At 70.6% G+C, this 17,305-nt stretch carries 13 protein-coding genes; 12 read left to right on the forward strand and 1 reads right to left on the reverse strand.

Annotation, left to right across the window (positions count from 1 at the left end):
• Positions 1-65: 65 nt before the first annotated feature.
• Complete coding sequence (locus AB0M62_RS24450; RefSeq protein ID WP_366076416.1) at positions 66-3,047, forward strand: beta-N-acetylglucosaminidase domain-containing protein; 2,982 nt, start codon at positions 66-68, stop codon at positions 3,045-3,047.
• A 132-nt stretch (positions 3,048-3,179) separates the two neighbouring features.
• Here AB0M62_RS24450 and AB0M62_RS24455 read toward each other — a convergent pair whose 3' ends face one another.
• A complete protein-coding gene (locus AB0M62_RS24455; RefSeq protein ID WP_366076417.1) occupies positions 3,180-3,716 on the reverse strand; it encodes an HNH endonuclease in 537 nt (178 codons plus the stop codon).
• A gap of 260 nt (positions 3,717-3,976) precedes the next feature.
• Between AB0M62_RS24455 and AB0M62_RS24460 the strand changes: the two genes are divergently transcribed.
• The 11 genes from AB0M62_RS24460 to AB0M62_RS24510 all read left to right on the forward strand — a co-directional run bounded on the left by AB0M62_RS24460 (position 3,977) and on the right by AB0M62_RS24510 (position 17,263).
• Entirely contained in the window at positions 3,977-5,062 is a 1,086-nt protein-coding gene (locus AB0M62_RS24460; protein ID WP_366076418.1) for a mechanosensitive ion channel family protein, read from the forward strand.
• 49 nt (positions 5,063-5,111) lie between these two features.
• A complete protein-coding gene (locus tag AB0M62_RS24465; protein ID WP_366076419.1) occupies positions 5,112-5,504 on the forward strand; it encodes a hypothetical protein in 393 nt (130 codons plus the stop codon).
• Entirely contained in the window at positions 5,501-7,792 is a 2,292-nt protein-coding gene (locus AB0M62_RS24470) for a tetratricopeptide repeat protein (RefSeq protein ID WP_366076420.1), read from the forward strand. Before AB0M62_RS24465 ends, AB0M62_RS24470 begins: the two co-directional genes overlap by 4 nt.
• A 174-nt stretch (positions 7,793-7,966) precedes the next feature.
• A complete protein-coding gene (locus tag AB0M62_RS24475) occupies positions 7,967-9,127 on the forward strand; it encodes an ROK family transcriptional regulator (protein WP_366076461.1) in 1,161 nt (386 codons plus the stop codon).
• Positions 9,128-9,191: 64 nt separating this feature from the next.
• Positions 9,192-10,538, forward strand: a complete 1,347-nt coding sequence (locus AB0M62_RS24480) for an ABC transporter substrate-binding protein (RefSeq protein ID WP_366076421.1) — start codon at positions 9,192-9,194, stop codon at positions 10,536-10,538.
• A 7-nt stretch (positions 10,539-10,545) separates the two neighbouring features.
• Positions 10,546-11,490, forward strand: coding sequence for a sugar ABC transporter permease (locus AB0M62_RS24485; RefSeq protein ID WP_366076422.1), 945 nt, complete (start codon positions 10,546-10,548; stop codon positions 11,488-11,490).
• Positions 11,491-11,495: 5 nt separating this feature from the next.
• The gene (locus tag AB0M62_RS24490) at positions 11,496-12,395 is read left to right on the forward strand and encodes a carbohydrate ABC transporter permease (protein ID WP_366076423.1); all 900 of its coding nucleotides are present in this window, start codon (positions 11,496-11,498) and stop codon (positions 12,393-12,395) included.
• Between the two features lie 3 nt (positions 12,396-12,398).
• On the forward strand, positions 12,399-13,664 hold the full coding sequence (locus AB0M62_RS24495; RefSeq protein WP_366076424.1) for a 6-phospho-beta-glucosidase: 1,266 nt from the start codon (positions 12,399-12,401) through the stop codon (positions 13,662-13,664).
• On the forward strand, positions 13,655-14,668 hold the full coding sequence (locus tag AB0M62_RS24500) for a BadF/BadG/BcrA/BcrD ATPase family protein (RefSeq protein ID WP_366076425.1): 1,014 nt from the start codon (positions 13,655-13,657) through the stop codon (positions 14,666-14,668). The genes AB0M62_RS24495 and AB0M62_RS24500 overlap by 10 nt, the downstream gene beginning before the upstream one ends.
• Positions 14,669-15,008: 340 nt before the next feature.
• On the forward strand, positions 15,009-16,268 hold the full coding sequence (locus AB0M62_RS24505; protein ID WP_366076462.1) for a hypothetical protein: 1,260 nt from the start codon (positions 15,009-15,011) through the stop codon (positions 16,266-16,268).
• Between the two features lie 56 nt (positions 16,269-16,324).
• Positions 16,325-17,263, forward strand: coding sequence for a glutamate ABC transporter substrate-binding protein (locus AB0M62_RS24510; RefSeq protein ID WP_366076463.1), 939 nt, complete (start codon positions 16,325-16,327; stop codon positions 17,261-17,263).
• The last annotated feature ends 42 nt before the right edge of the window (positions 17,264-17,305 follow it).

Below are 17,305 nucleotides of genomic sequence, written 5' to 3' on the forward strand. Positions count from 1 at the left end.
GGGCTCGGGCTCGTCCGTACCGAACGCGCAGACGAGCGCAGTACGAGCGACGACGAGGAGACGTAGTGCAGCTCCGGCGCAGGAAGCACGCGACAGCCGTCGCAGTGGCGGTCATCGGCGGACTCCTCGGCGGCGCGCCCGGCGCACTCGCGGCACCGCCCGCTCCCGGTAAGCCGTCTCCCGGTACGCCCGCCGCCACCGTGCCCGATCAGGACAGCGGCGTGCTGCCCTCCGTCTGGCCCCGGCCGCAGTCCCTACGCGCCACCGGCACGGCGGTGCCCCTCGGCGACGAGGTCTCGGTCGTCACTCCGCCCGACGCCGATCCCCACGCCGTGGCCGCGCTGCGTACCCTGCTGCGTGAAGCCGGGGTGCGTACAGTCCACCTGCTCTCCCCGCTCCAGCCGTTGCCCGCGCGCGGTCCGGTGGTCCGTGCGGGGGGCGCCGGAGCCGAGGAGGCGCTGCGCGCGCTCGGTGCGTCCCCCCGCGGGGATCTGCCGTCGGGCGGCTACCGTGCCGCGGTCGGCAAGGCCGCCGGCCGGGACACCGTGGCGATGGCCGGTGAGGGCCCGGACGGACTCTTCCACGCCGTACAGACACTGCGTCAGCTGATCCGGGGAGGGGCCGCCGCCGGTGTCGTGGTGCGGGACTGGCCCGGCACGGCCGTCCGCGGCACGGCCGAGGGGTTCTACGGCCGGCCGTGGACCCTGGCCCAGCGCCTCGCGCAGCTGGATTTCATGGGACGTACGAAGCAGAACCGCTATCTGTACGCGCCCGGCGACGACCCCTACCGCCAGGCCCGCTGGCGTGAGGCCTACCCGGCCGGGCAACGGGCCGAGTTCCGGGCGATGGCCGACCGCGCCCGCGCCAACCATGTGGTGCTCGCCTGGGCCGTGGCCCCGGCCCAGGCCATGTGCCTGGCGTCGGACGACGACATCAAGGCGCTGAAGCGCAAGATCGATGCGATGTGGGCGCTGGGCGTACGGGCGTTCCAGCTGCAGTTCCAGGACGTCAGTTACAGCGAGTGGCACTGCCGCGCCGACCGGAACCGCTTCGGTTCGGGGCCCGAGGCGGCGGCGATGGCGCAGTCCCGGGTCGCGGGCGCGGTGGCGGAGCATCTGGCCACCCGGTACCCGGCCGCCGGGCCGCTGTCCCTGATGCCGACCGAGTACTACCAGGACGGCAGTACGGAGTACCGGCGGGCGCTCGCCCGGGAGCTGGACGCCCGGGTGGAGGTGGCGTGGACGGGCGTCGGAGTCGTACCGAAGACGATCACCGGGCGTGAACTGGTGGGAGCACGGGAGGTGTTCCGCCACCCGCTGGTCACCATGGACAACTACCCGGTCAACGACTACGCGCAGGACCGTATTTTCCTGGGGCCCTACACGGGCCGCGAGCCGGCCGTCGCCGGAGGCTCCGCGGCACTGCTCGCCAACGCCATGGAGCAGGCTTCCGCCTCTCGTATCCCCCTGTTCACCGCTGCCGACTTCGCGTGGAATCCGAAGGGGTACCGGCCCGAGGAGTCCTGGCGGGCGGCCATCGACGATCTCGCCGGCGGCGACCCCGAGGCCCGGGAGGCGCTCGGCGCGCTGGCCGGGAACGACGCCTCGTCCGTACTGGGCGGTGAGGAGTCGGCGTATCTCCGCCCGCTGATCGACGGCTTCTGGAAGGCCAGGCGCGGTACGGACCGGGCCGCGCTGGACACGGCGTCGGACCGGCTGCGCGCCGCGTTCACCGTGATGCGTGAGGCTCCGCAGCGGCTGTCCGGTCCGGCGGACGGCGCGCTGGACGACGAGGTCGAACCCTGGATCGACCAGCTGGCCCGCTACGGCAGAGCCGGCGAGCTGGCCGTGGACACCCTGCGCGCCCAGGCGCGCGGGGACGGCGCGGCGGCGTGGCGGGCCTCCCTGGACCTGGCCGAGGCACGCCGGTCGGCGACGGGAAGCCGGGTCACGGTGGGCGAGGGGGTGCTCGGACCGTTCCTGGAGAAGGCGGCCCGGGAGGCGGACGCCTGGACGGGTGCGGACCGCGGTCCGGGTTCGGTCACGCGGTCCCCCGGCGCGTACATCGTTCGACTGGAGCGGCCACGGCCCGTCGAGACGGTGACGGCGATGACGGCCCCGGGCAAGGGGGCTGGCGCGGCCGTGGAGGCGCACGTACCGGGCGAGGGCTGGCGCAAGGTCGGCGACGTGTCCGCGGACGGCTGGACGCAGACGGACGCCAAGGGCGTCCGCGCCGATGCGATACGGCTGGCCTGGCGCGGGGAGGCACCGGCCGTCCACCGGGTCGTGCCCTGGTTCGCGGACGAGCCGGAGGCCCGGTTCGAGCTGGCCCGCGGCGAGACCGACGCCGAGATCGGCGGCCGCCCCCAGCGGGTGGCCGCGGAACTGGCAGCGCTGCGTCCGGGCGAGGTGCGCGGCACGCTGGCCGCCAAGGCGCCCAAGGGCATCAAGGTGAAGATGCCGGCGCAGACCACATTGCCGCGCGGCGCGCAGGTGGCGGTGCCGGTCGAGGTGACCGTTCCGGCGGGCCGGTACGAGGTTCCGGTGTCCTTCGCGGGCGAGGAGCGCACGCTGACGGTCCGCGCGTTCCCGAGGACCGGCGGCCCCGATCTGGTCCGCGGGGCCACGGCGTCCTCCTCCGGCGACGAGACCCCCGACTTCCCGGCCTCCGCGGCGGCGGACGGCGACCCGCGGACCCGCTGGTCGTCACCGGCCGAGGACGGCGCGTGGTGGCAGGCCGAGCTCGCCGGTCCGGTACGACTGGGACAGGTCGTCCTGCACTGGCAGGACGCGTACGCGGCGGCCTATCGCGTCCAGGTCTCGGCCGACGGGCGGGTCTGGCGTACGGCGGCCAGAGTCGGGGACGGCAGGGGAGGCCGCGAGCCGGTCCGGATGGACGCGAAGGACACCCGTTTCATCCGCATCCAGGGCGACCGGCGGGCGACCCGGTTCGGCTACTCGCTGTGGTCGGTCGAGGCTTACGCCGTAGCGGCGGACCGGCCGGAGAAGGACGCCGTCCCGCCGCGGACGGGCACCGCGGCGCCTTAGGAGGCCAATGGACGGCCGCCGCGCCGCTCGGTGGCCGACGCGCCGCCCGGGCCGACGGCCGGACGCCGTTACCGACGGCCCGCCCGGTGGCCGCCGCGCGGGCGCGGTGGCCACGACAAAGGCCCGGATCCGTCAGGCAGAGATGCCGTCGATCCGGGCCATTGCGGCCTCCGCGCCGTACGGCTGCAGGTAGGGCAGCCAGCGCGGGTCCCTATGCCCGGTCCCGATGATCCGCCAGGCGAGGCCGGACGGCGGGGCGGGCTGGTGGCGCAGCCGCCAGCCCAGTTCGAGCAGGTGGCGGTCGGCCTTGACGTGGTTGCAGCGGCGGCAGGCCGCCACGACGTTCTCCCAGGCGTGCTGTCCCCCGCGGCTGCGCGGGACGACGTGGTCGACGCTCGTCGCCACGCCTCCGCAGTACATGCAACGGCCACCGTCCCTCGCGAAGAGGGCACGGCGGGTGAGTGGAACGGGCCCCCTGTAGGGGACCCGCACAAAGCGCTTGAGCCGCACCACGCTGGGAGCGGGGACGGCCCGGGTCGCGCTGTGCATGAAGGCGCCGGACTCCTCGAGGCAGATGGCCTTGTTCTCGAGGACGAGGACGAGCGCGCGGCGGAGCGGTACGACGCCGAGCGGCTCGTACGACGCGTTGAGGACCAGGACATGCGGCACGGATGCCTCCTTGTACGCCGGCGGCGCGTGGCTCGCGCCGGGACGATCTGCTCTCAGTCTCTCCTCATGGCTGGTCGAAGCGCCACCACGTCCAGGTAACGGGCTCGAAGTGTTTTCGACCACACTCCGTACATCCCCAGGTGAGGCTTGTCTCTCCCTCGAACACAGCAACGGGGTACAGGGAATGCCCCGTTAGTGTGGTTGGTCTGCCCGCGCACCCCTTCCGGCGGGCAGACCGCCACCCCATGGAGGTTCCTGCCGTGTCCTTGTCCGCCTTGTGGGCCGGCCCCGTGCCGGAAGCGCCCGCCACCCTTGGCGAAGCTCAGGAGACGGCTACCAACGCCGCGGGCTGGGTCGAGGAGAACTGGTCGACCTGGCTGAGCATCGGCCTGCGCATCCTGCTGATCGTCGTCATCGCCGCGGTCCTGCGCACTGTCATCCGCCGGGCCATCACCAAGCTGATCACGCGGATGAACCGCAGCGCCCAGGCCGTCGAGGGCACCGCACTGGGCGGGCTGCTGGTCAACGCCGAGCGCCGACGGCAGCGGTCCGAGGCGATCGGCTCGGTGCTCCGCTCGGTCGCGTCCTTTGTGATAGTCGGCACAGCCGCGCTGATGGTCCTCGGCACCATGGACATCAATCTGGGCCCCCTCCTCGCGAGCGCCGGTGTCGCGGGTGTGGCGATCGGCTTCGGCGCCCGGAACCTCGTGACCGACTTTCTTTCCGGCGTGTTCATGATCCTCGAGGACCAGTACGGCGTCGGGGACACCGTCGACGCGGGCGTCGCCTCCGGCGAGGTGATCGAGGTGGGACTGCGCGTCACGAAGCTCCGCGGCGACAACGGTGAGATCTGGTACGTGCGCAACGGCGAGGTGAAGCGGATCGGCAACCTCAGCCAGGGCTGGGCCACCGCCGGCGTCGATGTCCAGGTCCGCCCGACCGAGGACCTGGAGCGCGTCCGTACGCTGATCACCGAGGTCGCAGAGCAGATGGCGAAGGACGAGCCGTGGAACGAGCGGCTGTGGGGCCCGATCGAAATTCTGGGTCTGGACGCCGTGCTGCTGGAATCGGTGACGATCCGGGTCTCGGCCAAGACCATGCCGGGCAAGGCCCTGGGCGTGGAGCGCGAGCTGCGCTGGCGCATCAAGCAGGCGTTCGACACGGCAGGCATCCGGATCGTCGGCGGCGCCCCGGCAGCCGTCGAGACGGCCGCGCCGGACCCTGCGGCCACCGTCGCGGCGCCGTCGGCTCTCGCCAGCCCGACGTCTCCCCAGTCGCTCGCGGCCTCCCCGATCCCAGCGCCGGCCCCCGCGCCGACCCCGTCGCCGACGCCCCTCACGAAGTAGTTGCGGCGTACGCCTGCCACGGTCGAGGACCGTCCGCCATGCTCGTGCGATGGGTGCAAAATTCTGGGCCTGGACCGGCGGAGCGGTCGCCGTGGCCGCGTTCGGGGGTCTGGCGGTCCTCCACTTCGGACTGGACAGGTCGGACAAGCTCGCAAGCATCGCGGGCGTTTTCATCGGGCTCGCGGGGCTGGCGGTGGCGGTGGTCGGGCTTGTCGCCGCTCAGCGGTCCCCGGGTGACCAGGACGTGACGGTGGGCGGCTCGTTCACCGACTACCAGAACGTGAAGGGCAAGCTCACGATCCGCCGGAAGGCCCCGCCGGCCCCGCTCGCGGGGCCGGTATCCGGCGGCTCCCGCCGGTGGGGCAGGCAGACGCGGGTGGCGGGTCACTACGACCGTGCCGACGGGGTCGACGGCGACGTCGAGATCACCGAGCAGCCATGACCCTGCACTGGCGGGCGGGCCGCGGACAGTCGTTCGACGGTACGACGGTATACGGGTCGGTGGCCGCCGTCACCGACGTGCGCGGCAACGTCAGTATCAGCCTGGGCAGCAGGCCACAGCCTCTGTACCGGCTCACCACGCACGCGCCGGCGCCGCGTGCGTTCAGCGTCGAGGAGGCGCGCAAACAGCCGAGCCTGCTGCTCAACGCCCAGCACGAACAGGTCGAATTCGTCGGCCGCCGCCATGTGCTCGACACCCTCGGGAGCTGGCGGGGCGATGCCGCGAGGGCATCCGTTCTGCTGCTCCACGGCCCCGGCGGTCAGGGGAAGTCGCGCCTGGCGGCGCGGTTCACGCGGGAATCCGTGGAGGCGGGCTGGACCGTGCTCCAAGTCAGGCCCGGCACGGCGCCCGTGGGCGGCACCGGGGACGGACCCGGCTCGGCCGGCGGTGTTCGGGCGGCGGCCGGTGAGGAGGGTCTGCTCCTCGTGGTCGACTATGCGGAGCAGTGGCGCAGCGCCGACCTCCTGGCCTTCCTCGCCGACAGCGCGGAGCAGGACACCGGACGGGTACGCGTGCTGCTCGTGGCACGGCCCGCGAACAGATGGTGGTTCGACGTCACCACGCGTATCCGCCGGATCGACATCGTCGGCGAGCAGCTGCGGCTCGAACCCCTGACGGGCGAAGTACCCCGCGACAAGCTGTTCACCGGCGCGCGGGAGCTCTTCGCCCGCGCTCTCGATGTCAGCGGCACCGAGGGAACGGCCGTTCCGGGGTATCTGGCCGGGCCGGACTTCTCCTCCGTCCTCGCCGTGCACATGGCCGCTCTCACTGAAGTGGACTCCCTGCGCCTCGGTCTGACGGCACCGGGGAGCGCCGCCGAAATCTCTGCCTATCTGCTCGGCCGCGAGTACGAGAACTGGGCTGAGCTGCACCGCGGCCAGCAGGTCGCGGTGGGGCCAGCCGTCATGGCCCAGGCTGTGTACACCGCCACGCTCACCAAACCGCTCCCCTATCAGGAGGGGTTGCGGGCCCTCCGGAACGTCGGAATCGAATCCGACCGCCACCCCGGCGAGATCATCAAGGATCACGCGCTCCCCTACCCGCCGGAGAAACCGGAAACGGTCCTGGAGCCGCTGTACCCCGACCGTCTGGGCGAGGACTTCCTCGCTCTCCTGCTGGCCACGGACGGCGAGGAGTTGCTGCCCACCGACCCCTGGGCCCTCGAAGCGCCCGCGCGGCTGCTCACGCTCGCGGGTGACGGGAGCTCCTCGGCGTCGTGGATCCGGAACGTGCTCAACACTTTGATCGAGACCGCTCAGCGCTGGCCCCATGTCGCCACCAGACAACTCGTTCCGCTGCTCGTCCACCACCCCGAGCTGGTGCACACGGCAGGAGCCGCGGCACTGTCCAGGCTCGCGCGGATCGGCTCGCTGCCGATCGGCGTCCTGGACGCGTTCGAAGCGGGCCTGCCCTGGACGGACCCCGAGCTGGACGCGGGGGCCGCGGTCCTCGCCGCGTTTCTCGCGCCGATGAGACTTCGGTCCGCCCGTGATGACGCGGCGCGGGCACGTGTCCACGACGCTCTCAGCGAGCGGCTCAACCACGCGGGTCTGTACAAGGAAGCGCTCGCCGAGGCGAAGACGGCGCTCCAGCTCCACCGGACACTCGCCGCGCAGAACGCCGAACATCTGCCCGCGCTGGCCAGATGCCTGGACGGGGTGGGGATCCTCTACGACTTCAACGAACTGTACGACGAGGCTCTGCGCTGCAGCCGGGAGGCGGTGCAGCTGTTCCGCGAACTGGTCCGCAGAGATCCCGCCCACCGGCGGAGGCTGGGCTATGCCCTGGCCAACATCGCCGCGCGTGAACACGATCCGGCAGCACGCCGGGCGTGGGCCCAGGAGGCCGTGGACATCGGCCGGGAAATGGCCGGGGACGATCCGACCCGCGAGGGTGTCGAACTCGCGGGCGCATTGCAGAACCTGGGGAACGCCTTGGCGGAAATGGGGCGTCATGAGGAGGCTCTGGAAGTCCTGCGAGAGGCCGTGGACATCCGTGTAAGGCAGGTGGCCCGCAACCCCGGCCCGTATCAGGAGCATCTCTCCACCGCCCTGGTGGCACTGGCGGCGGCGCTGGCTCGACAGGGCAATGAGGCGGAGGCGCTGCGGCTCTTCGACGAGCACATCGCCATGTTCCAGCGCCTGGCCCGCGCCAATCCCGCGCGGTTCAGCGCCTCCCTGGCAGGCGTCGAGGTGCTGCGCGACCGGCTGTCCACACGGCCGTCATGAGGCCCGCGAGGTAACGCTTTGGTTGCCTAGGGGGCGCGGACCATTGACGGCGCCCTCACGTGCGCCCTACGTTCCTCCACGGAATAGGAAACTTTCCTAACAGTCCTGGGAAAGCCGAAGGGCAGGTGCAGGGCCGTGGCCGGTACACCCGGAACACCTCGCGTACTGCGGGCCATGAACGACCGGGCCGCGCTGGATCTCCTGCTGGAGCACGGGCCGCTCTCCCGTACGAGGATCGGCAAGCTCACCGGCCTGTCCAAACCCACCGCGTCCCAGCTGCTGGCCCGCCTCGAAGCGGCGGGCCTGGTCGTCGCCACCGGCACCACGGAGGGGCGTCCGGGACCCAATGCCCAGCTGTACGCGGTCCACGCGGGGGCCGCTCATGTCGCCGCGCTCGATGTGACTCCGGAGCGGATCCTGGCCGCCGTAGCGGACATCACCGGTGAGACGGTCGGCGCGTTCGAACTGCCCACTCCCCGCCGGCGCACGGACAGTGTCGTCCGGCAGGTCTGCGAAGCCCTCGACGGAGCCGTCAAGGCCGCCGGCCTCACCCGCGCCGAGGTCCACCGCGTGGTCATCGGCACCCCGGGCGCCTTCGACCCGGGCACCGGACGGCTGCGGTACGCCAGCCACCTGCCAGGCTGGCACTCACCCACGCTGCTCGACGACCTCGCCGCCGTACTGCCGATGCCCGTCGAGTACGAGAACGACGTCAACCTCGCGGCGATCGCCGAGCAGCGCCGCGGCGCCGCCCGCGGCCACGAGGACTTCGTCCTCCTCTGGAACGAGGAGGGAATCGGTGCGGCCCTGGTCCTCGGTGGCCGGCTGCACCGCGGTTGGACGGGCGGCGCCGGAGAGGTCGGTTTCCTGCCCGTACCGGGCGCCCCGCTCGTCCGGCAGGTCACCAAGGCCAACAGCGGCGGCTACCAGGAGCTGGCGGGCGCGCAAGCGCTCCCCCGACTGGCCCGCGAGCTCGGCATCGAGGGCGTCGGCCACGGCCCGCACACCGTGGTGGCGACGGCTCTGCTGACCCGGGCAGCGGTCGCGGCCGAAGGCCCCTACCGCCGACTGCTCGAAGTGTTCGCGACCGGTCTGGCCACCGGTCTCGCCTCGTTGGTGGCCGTCCTCGATCCGGAGATCGTCGTGCTCTCCGGCGCGGTCATCGCCGCCGGCGGAGAGCCCCTGCGTGAGCTCGTGCAGGCCGAGCTGGCCGAGCTGGCCGCCTCCCGGCCCCGGCTCGTACTCGGCGAAGTACAGGAACACCCCGTGCTGCGCGGGGCGTTGGAGAGCGCCCTCGCCGCCACCCGCGACGAGGTCTTCGACACGTCCCGCTGACCCTCCAGAGCTCCTCCCCGACCTCACCCCTCATCGGAACCATCCGCCTCAGGGAGACACCGCCATGCCCAGAATCGCCCTGCCCAAAGGCCGCCGGCTGACCGCTGCTGTCGCCGTCGCCGCGATTTCCGTGCTCGCCTCCGCCTGTACGGGCCAGACGGGCACCGCGGCGAACGACGATCCCAAGAAGGACGTCACGATCAACTTCTGGCACGGCTGGAGCGCGCCCAGCGAGGTCAAGGCGATCCAGGACAACGTCGCCCGCTTCGAGAAGGCGCACCCGAACATCAAGGTGAAGGTCACCGCGAACATCACCGACGACAAGATCAACCAGGCGCTGCGGGCGGGCGGTCCCAAGGCCCCGGATGTCGTCTCGTCGTTCAGCACGGACAGCGTCGGCAAGTTCTGCACGTCGGGCGCCTTCGTCGACCTCAAGCCCTTCCTCGGCAAGTCGAAGATCGATCCGGCGAAGACGTTCCCCAGGACGCTGCTCGACTACACGCAGTTCGAAGGCAACCAGTGCACGCTGCCGCTGCTCAACGACGCGTACGGGCTGTACTACAACAAGGACGCCTTCAAGGCGGCCGGCATCACGGCGCCGCCCAGGACGTGGACCGAGTTCGAGAAAGTTGCGCAGAAGCTGACCAAGGCCAAGGGTGACTCGTACGAGCAGCTCGGCTTCATGCCGACCTTCCACGGCTACGAGACGACTCCGATGCACTACGTCTCCCAGTGGGGGCCCACGTACTTCGACGCCGACGGCAAGTCGAACGTGGCCAAGGACCCCGCCTTCGCGAAGATGCTCACCTTCCAGAAGGGCCTGACCGACAAGCTCGGCGGCTTCCGGAAGCTGGAGAAGTACCGCGCCTCCTTCGGCGACGAGTGGGGTGCCAAGCATCCCTTCCACACCGGCCAGGTGGCCATGCAGCTGGACGGCGAGTGGCGGCTCGCGATGGCCCGGGACGCGGGTGCGAAGTTCGGGATCGGCACCGCCCCGCTGCCCGTCGCCGACGACCAGGTCGCCGACTACGGCAAGGGATACCTCTCCGGGACGGTCATGGGCATCGCCGCCACCAGCAAGAAGCAGAACGCCGCGTGGGAGCTGGTGCGGTACATGACGACGGACACCGACGCGGTGGTGGAGTTCTCCAACTCCATCCACAACGTGCCGTCGACACTGGCTGCGCTCAAGTCGCCGAAGCTGAAGGTCGAGCCGGAGTTCAAAACCTTCATCGAGATCGCGCAGCACCCGAAGTCCAACACCACTCCGGCGCAGGCCGACGGCGGCGCGTACCAGGTGACGTTCCAGGACTTCGGCTACCAGTACGAGAAGGGGGCCGTGAAGGACCTCAAGGCAGGTCTGGAGAAGACCGCGCGGCAGATCGACACGGATATCGCGAAGGCGAAGTAGCCCTCTGATGAGCAGCGCGCACACCCTGCGTTCGAAGCGCATCCGGAGTTCACTGCGGACGGCGGCCTTCATGTCGCCCTGGCTGGTCGGCTTCAGCGTCTTCTTCGCCTACCCGCTGGTCTCCACGGTCTACTTCTCCTTGATGAAGTACGACGGCATCCGGCCGCCCGTTTTCAACGGACTGGACAACTGGACGTACGTCTTCAGCGACTACCGGCTGTTCTGGCCGGCCCTGGGGAACACCCTCTGGCTGGTGCTGGTCATGGTCACCTGCCGGGTCGTCTTCGGCCTCGGTGTCGGGCTCCTGATCACGAAGATCAAGACGGGGGCCGGGGTCTTCCGGACGCTGTTCTACCTGCCGTACCTGGCCCCGCCGGTCGCCGCCACGCTGGCCTTCGTCTTCCTCCTCAATCCCGGCACCGGGCCGGTCAACTCGGTCCTCGGGGACATCGGACTGCCGACTCCGGGCTGGTTCACCGAGCCGGCCTGGTCCAAACCCGCGCTCACCGCGCTGGCTCTGTGGGGCATCGGCGACCTGATGGTGATCTTCATGGCCGCCCTGCTCGACGTACCGAAGGAGCAGTACGAGGCGGCCGAGCTGGACGGGGCCGGCGCATGGCAGCGGTTCCGCTTCGTGACCCTGCCGAACATCTCTCCCATCGTGATGTTCGCCGTGGTCACCGGCGTGATCCAGACCATGCAGTACTACACACAGCCGCTCGTCGCGGGGAAGGTCGCCTCCGGGATCATCGGCGGCTCCGGCCAGCAGTTCGAGCCCGGCTACCCGGACAAGTCCACGCTGACCCTGCCCCAGCTCGTCCACAACCTCGGCTTCCAGCGCTTCGACTACGGCTCCGCCTGCGTGATCGCGCTGGTGCTCTTCACTCTCGCCATGGCCTTCACCGCGTTGCTGATGCGCCGTCGCGGCGGCCTCCTCCAGGCAGGTGACTGACCGTCATGACCCAAGTCCTGACCGCCTCGAAGACACGACCCACGGCCTCCTTCACTCCCCCCACCGCTCGCCCCACCCGCCGTAGGGAACTGCTGCACTGGGTCGCGGTGCACGCACTCGGCATCGCGGCCGCGCTGTTCTTCGTGCTGCCGTTCGTCTTCGTCTTCCTGACGTCCGTGATGAGCGACCAGCAGGCGCTGACCCGCGACCTGTGGCCGCGCGTGTGGGAGTGGGACAACTACGGGCGGGTGTGGCACACCCCGGGATTTCTGACCTGGTGGCGGAACACCCTGCTCTACGCGGGCCTGGGCACCGCGCTGACTCTGCTCTCCTCGATTCCCGTCGCGTACGCCCTCGCCAAGTTCCGCTTCCGCGGCCGCAATCTGTCGCTGATGCTGGTGATCTCGATGATGATGCTGCCGCCGCAGGTGATCATCATCCCGATGTACCTGTTCTGGGCCAAGCAGTTCCAGCTGTCCGGGACACTGTGGCCGCTGATCATCCCGATGGCGTTCGGAGACGCGTTCTCCATCTTCCTGCTGCGGCAGTTCCTGCTGACCATCCCGAACGAGTACCTGGACTCCGCCCGGGTCGACGGCTGCGGCGAGTTCCGTACGCTCGTCAGGGTCGTCCTGCCGATGGCCAGGCCGGGCATCGCCGCCGTGGGCCTGTTCCAGTTCTTCTACGCCTGGAACGACTACTTCGGTCCGCAGATCTACGCCTCCGAGAACCCGGCCGCCTGGACACTCAGTTACGGCCTGGAGTCGTTCAAGGGGGCCCACCACACGGACTGGAATCTGACCATGGCCGCCACCGTCCTGGTCATGGCACCCGTCATCGTCCTCTTCTTCTTCGCCCAGAAGGCATTCGTCGAGGGCGTCACCCTGACCGGAGTGAAGGGCTAGCCAATGAAGCTCGCAGTAGTGGGTGGCGGATCCACCTACACCCCCGAACTGATCGACGGTTTCGCCCGGCTGAGGGACAGCCTCCCGATCACCGAGCTGGTCCTCGTCGATCCCGCCGCCGACCGGCTGGAGCTCGTGGGAGGCCTGGCCCGCCGCATCTTCGCCAAGCAGGGCCACCCGGGACTCGTCAGCACGACCTCCGATCTGGACGCGGGGGTCGCGGGCGCCGACGCCGTGCTGCTGCAACTGCGCGTCGGCGGGCAGGCTGCCCGCGCCCAGGACGAGACATGGCCGCTGGAGTGCGGCTGCATCGGCCAGGAGACGACAGGCGCGGGCGGTCTGGCCAAGGCACTGCGGACCGTCCCGGTGGTCCTCGACATCGCCGAGCGGGTCAGGCGGACCAGCCCCGACGCCTGGATCATCGACTTCACCAATCCGGTCGGTATCGTGACCCGGGCCCTGCTGCAGGCCGGCCACAAGGCCGTCGGCCTGTGCAACGTGGCCATCGGCTTCCAGCGCAAGTTCGCGAAGCTGCTGGATGTGGCGCCCACCGATGTGCATCTGAACCATGTGGGCCTCAACCACCTCACCTGGGAAATGGGTGTGCGTCTCGGCGGGCCGGACGGCGAGGACCAGCTGCCGAGACTGCTCGCCGAGCACGGTGACACCATCGCCCACGACCTGCGGCTGCCGCGGACCGTGCTGGACCGCCTCGGCGTCGTGCCCTCGTACTATCTGCGGTACTTCTACGGGCATGACGAGGCCGTACGCGAGCTCGGGACCAAGCCCTCGCGGGCGGCCGAGGTCGCGGCCATGGAGAAGGAACTCCTCGCGATGTACGGCGACCCGGCGCTCGACGAGAAGCCCGCCCTGCTGGGCAAGCGCGGCGGCGCCTTCTACTCGGAGGCGGCCGTGGATCTGGCGGCCTCGCTGCTGGGCAACGGAGCCGGCGCGGTGCAGGTCGTCAACACGTACAACAACGGCACCCTTCCCTTCCTCGCCGACGACGCGGTGATCGAGGTGCAGGCGCGGGTGGACGGCACCGGGGCCGTCCCGCTCGCCGTACCGGCCCTCGACCCGCTCTACGCCGGTCTCGTCGCCAACGTCACCGCGTACGAGGAGCTGGCGTTGGAAGCCGCCCTGCGCGGCGGCCGGGACCGGGTCTTCAAGGCACTCCTCTCGCACCCGCTCATCGGCCAGCACGAGTACGCGGAGGCGCTCACCGACCGTCTGGTCGCACACAACCGGGAGCACCTCGCGTGGGCTTGACAGGCAGTACGTCCCCCGCGGTCCTCGCCATCGACGCCGGCAACAGCAAGACCGACGTGGTGGTGGTCGCCGCCGACGGCAGCGTCCTCGGCAAGTCACGCGGCGGCGGCTTCCAGCCCCCGTCGGTGGGGGTCGGGGCGGCCGTCGACGCCCTCGCGGAGACCGTCGTGGCGGCTGCCGCCGCGGCCGGCCTGGCGGACCCGTCCGGTGCGGGGCGCCCCTTCGTCCCGCATGTCTCCGCCTGTCTCGCGAACGCCGACCTGCCGGTCGAGGAGCGGGAGTTGGGGGAGGCGGTGCAGGCGCGTGGCTGGGGCCGTACCACCGAGGTGCGCAACGACACCTTCGCGATCCTGCGCGCCGGACTCCCGGGAGACGCCGAACCGCGTGGTGTGGCCGTCGTGTGCGGGGCGGGCATCAACTGCGTCGGGATGCTCCCCGACGGCCGGACCGCCCGCTTCCCCGCGATCGGGCGGATCTCGGGGGACTGGGGCGGTGGCGCGGGACTGGCGGAGGAGGCCCTGTGGTTCGCCGCCCGGGCCGAGGACGGGCGCGGCGAACCGACCGCTCTGGCGCGTACGCTCCCTGCGCATTTCGGCCTCGACAGCATGTACGCCCTCATCGAGGCGCTGCACCTGGGCCGCATCCCCTACCCGCGCAGGCACGAACTGACCCCGGTGCTCTTCGCCACGAGCGCGGCGGGCGACCCGATCGCCCGGTCGGTCGTGCGCCGGCTGGCCGAGGAGGTTGTCGCCCTGTCGACGGTCGCGCTGTCCCGCCTGGGCCTGCTGGACGAGGAGGTACCGGTGCTGCTGGGGGGCAGTGTGCTGGCGGCCCGTCATCCGGAGCTCGACGAGCAGATCGCGAAACTCCTGGCGGCCCGCGCTCCCAGGGCGGTCATCGGCGTGGTGACGGCCCCGCCGGTGCTGGGCGCGGCCCTTCTCGGCCTGGACCGCGTGGAGGCGTCGGCGGAGGCGAGGACAAGGCTGCGCGCGTACTTCGGGTGAGGGTCCCGGGGCACCTGTGAGGGTCCCGGGACACCCGTGCGTGTCCATTTGACAACCGGACGGGAACCGAACGGATCTCTTCGGCGTATTCATGGTGGGGAGTTCGGCGCGGTTCGAATCGGTTTGATCAAGATCCAGGCATGAGTGCTGTGGATGTCGGCCCCTCCGGCCATACTGCTGGACTGGAGACGGGCCACCGTCAAGTGACCAAGGGGGAGGTCAAGTGACACACCCATCCGGCACGGCACCGCACCCGCCCGTGCCCGCAGCTCCACCACCGCCACCGCCCGCACGCCGCAGCGCCTGGGCCGAGGGCGTGGACCGGCTGCGTACCGCGGCCATGACGGAGCCTGGCCGGCTGCGCATCATCGGGGCCGTTGTCGCCGCTCTCGTCGTGGCGTTCGGCGCCGCGACGGCCTGGCAGATCTCCGACCGTGTCGCCGCGGCCGACGACGTGGTGAGCCGCAGCCAGCCGCTGAGCGCCGACGCCGCGAGCATCTACCGCTCCCTCGCCGACGCCGACACGGCGGCGGCGAGCGGTTTCCTGGCGGGCGGGCAGGAGCCGCACGAACTGCGTGAGCGGTACCGGAAGGACATCGCGAACGCCTCGCGGCTGCTGGTGAAGGCCGCTGCCAGCAGCGACGGGTCGGGCGACTCCGGCAAGCAGATCGCGCAGCTCAACGAACAACTCCCGGTCTACACGAGCCTGATCGAGCAGGCCCGGGCGAACAACCGCCAGGGCTTCCCGGTGGGCGGCGCCTATCTGCGCCGGGCGAACGAGAAGATGAGCACCGAACTGCTGCCCGCCGCCAAGGATCTGTACGAGGCGGAGACCGAGCGGCTCTACCAGGACTACGACGACGCGAACTCCTGGCCGTTCATCGCGCTCGGGGTGGGCGTACTGGCGCTCGGCGGCCTCGTCTGGGCGCAGCGCCGCAACTACCGGCGTACGAACAGGGTCTTCAACCACGGACTGGTGGCCGCGACGGCCGCCTCCACCGTCGTCCTGCTCTGGCTGGCGGTCGGGCATACCGTGGCCCGGTCCGGGCTGCACGAGTCACAGGCACAGGGCCAGGAGTCCCTGAAAGTCCTCAATGACGCCCGGATCAGCTCTCTGCAGGCCCGTGCCAATGAGAACCTCACCCTGGTCGCGCGCGGAGCCGTGCTCGCCGAGGACGGTAAGTCCGACAAGTACGACGAAGAACACAACAGCGCCATGAAGACCCTGACCAGCGGGCTCGCGCAGGCAAAGGACATCGCCGACGACGGCGAGGGGCGCGAGCCGGTGGCGGAAGCCCTTGCGGGCATGACTGAATGGAAGAAGCGGCACACGGCCGCCCGGGACACCGACAACAAGGGCGACTACGACGGCGCCCTGGAGCAGATCATCGGCGCCAAGAACAGCACAGGTGAGTGCTTCGACAAGGTGGACGCCTCGCTGGAGAAGGCGCTCGCCCACGAGCAGCGTGAGTTCAAACAGGCGGCTGAGAACGGCCGGGGAGCGATGACCGGGCTCTCGCTGGGTGCGGCGGTGCTGGCCGTACTGGGCGCGATGGCCGGCGTCCTCGGTATCGGCCGCAGGCTTTCGGAGTACAGGTGAGAGGGGGAGCGGTGACCAGGACCAGCAGATTTCGCGGCTGGGGCGGCGTGACGGGAATGGCCGCCGCCTGTGCGCTGACGGCCACCGCCGTTCTGCTGCCGCTGCCCCGCGCCGGAGCCGACGTCGTCGCCGGCGCGGCCTCGGCCGCGCACGACTCGGCGGGCGCGCGGCCGGTGAGGGCCGACACCTGCCAGAACCCGGAGGCGAGCCTGCCGCCGTCAACGGCTGACGGCCCCACCATCGCCCGGATCAAAAAGGCCGGCAAACTCGTCGCCGGCGTCGACCAGAACAGCTTCCGCTGGGGTTACCGCAACCCGGCCACCGGTCAGCTTGAGGGCTTTGACATCGATCTTGTCCGGGCCATAGCTCAGGACATCCTCGGCGATCCTGAAGCGGTCATCTACCGAGCCGTTCCCACCAGTCAGCGCATACCGGCGCTGAAGGACGGCCGGGTCGATGTCGTGGTCAGGACGATGACGATCAACTGCAAGCGCCTGGAGGACGTCGCGTTCTCCACCGCCTACTTCGAAGCCGGCCAGCAGGTGCTCGTCCCGGCCGGGTCGCCGATCAGGGGGTACGACGCCTCCCTCAAGGGCAAGAAGATCTGCTCCGCCAGCGGCTCGACCGCGGAGACGGCGCTCAAGGCGAAGTCGTTCGGCGCCGACATATCCGTCACCGTGCCCAACCAACTGGACTGTCTCGTCAGGCTGCAGCTGGGCGAGGTCGACGGGGTGGTCACGGACAACGCCCTGGCGGCGGGACAGGCGGCACAGGACCCGTCGGTGAAACTGGTGGGCACACCGTTCACCAAGGAGTTCTACGGCGTGGCGATGAACAAGGAAGCCACCGACCTGGTACGCCGGGTGAACAAGGTGCTCGACGGCTACCGCAGTGGCGGCGTGAACAGCCCCTGGATGACGGCCTACCGTAAGTGGCTGGCGGCCGACATGCCGGGAGTCGCCGGACCACCCGCCCCGAAGTACCGGACGGGCTGAGCGTATTGAGCGTGTCCGGCCGGACACGGTCCGGCGGTGAAG

Origin of the sequence: Streptomyces sp. NPDC051219 (assembly GCF_040682335.1) — a bacterium.
GTDB lineage: Bacteria > Actinomycetota > Actinomycetes > Streptomycetales > Streptomycetaceae > Streptomyces.

Coding starts and splice junctions, on each gene's coding strand:
- AB0M62_RS24510 (WP_366076463.1), top strand. CDS start 16,325: ATGGCCGCCGCCTGTGCGCTGACGGCCACCGCCGTTCTGCTGCCGCTG.
- AB0M62_RS24465 (WP_366076419.1), top strand. CDS start 5,112: ATGGGTGCAAAATTCTGGGCCTGGACCGGCGGAGCGGTCGCCGTGGCC.
- AB0M62_RS24505 (WP_366076462.1), top strand. CDS start 15,009: ATGACGGAGCCTGGCCGGCTGCGCATCATCGGGGCCGTTGTCGCCGCT.
- AB0M62_RS24480 (WP_366076421.1), top strand. CDS start 9,192: ATGCCCAGAATCGCCCTGCCCAAAGGCCGCCGGCTGACCGCTGCTGTC.
- AB0M62_RS24490 (WP_366076423.1), top strand. CDS start 11,496: ATGACCCAAGTCCTGACCGCCTCGAAGACACGACCCACGGCCTCCTTC.
- AB0M62_RS24470 (WP_366076420.1), top strand. CDS start 5,501: ATGACCCTGCACTGGCGGGCGGGCCGCGGACAGTCGTTCGACGGTACG.
- AB0M62_RS24475 (WP_366076461.1), top strand. CDS start 7,967: ATGAACGACCGGGCCGCGCTGGATCTCCTGCTGGAGCACGGGCCGCTC.
- AB0M62_RS24485 (WP_366076422.1), top strand. CDS start 10,546: ATGAGCAGCGCGCACACCCTGCGTTCGAAGCGCATCCGGAGTTCACTG.
- AB0M62_RS24495 (WP_366076424.1), top strand. CDS start 12,399: ATGAAGCTCGCAGTAGTGGGTGGCGGATCCACCTACACCCCCGAACTG.